Source organism: Achromobacter sp. Marseille-Q0513 (assembly GCF_018195695.1).
In the GTDB taxonomy this organism is placed as follows: Bacteria; Pseudomonadota; Gammaproteobacteria; order Burkholderiales; family Burkholderiaceae_B; genus Achromobacter.
Genome location: NZ_JAGTJY010000463.1, coordinates 1 through 571, shown reverse-complemented (window position 1 = coordinate 571; position 571 = coordinate 1). Strand labels below are relative to the sequence as shown.

Annotated in this window: 1 protein-coding gene; it reads left to right on the top strand. The window is 63.2% G+C overall.

Annotation, left to right across the window (positions count from 1 at the left end; translation table 11 throughout):
- A partial coding sequence (locus tag KDH83_RS31265) for a DDE-type integrase/transposase/recombinase (RefSeq protein ID WP_212323004.1) occupies window positions 1-571 on the top strand: 571 nt, incomplete at both ends.

The window sequence follows — 571 nt, the reverse complement described above, 5'->3', positions numbered from 1 at the left end:
GTACGGTATGGCAGGCTTGGTGGACCGCAGTTCTCGCCCGGCCCGCACTCGCAGCAGGATAGACAGTGAATTGAGTCGCAGAATCGAGCAACTACGGCGCACTCGCATGCCGATGCGCCGGATCGCCGCGACGGTGGGACGTAGTGTGGCGAGCATCAGCCGTCATCTGCGCGGCCTTGGACTGTCGAGCCTGCGGGTACTCGATCCGGTGCAAGCCGTGCTGCGCTACGAACATCCGGCTCCCGGAGAGCTCCTTCACATGGACACCAAGAAATTGGGGCGCATCGAGCGCGTGGGTCATCGTATCAATGGCGACAGAACCACGCGCAGCCGCGGGGCTGGCTGGGAGTATGCCCATGTGGCCATCGATGACCACTCGCGGCTGGGCTTCGTCCAGATGCATGGGGACGAGGGGAAGAACTCAGCGGTCGCGTTCCTGCGAGCGGCTGTGTCGCATTACGCGGCGCTTGGCGTGAGCATCAAGCGCTTGATCACTGACAACGGGTCGGCGTACCGCTCAAGCCTGTTCGCCAAGACCTGCCAGGCCCTGGGCATCAAACACTCCTTTACC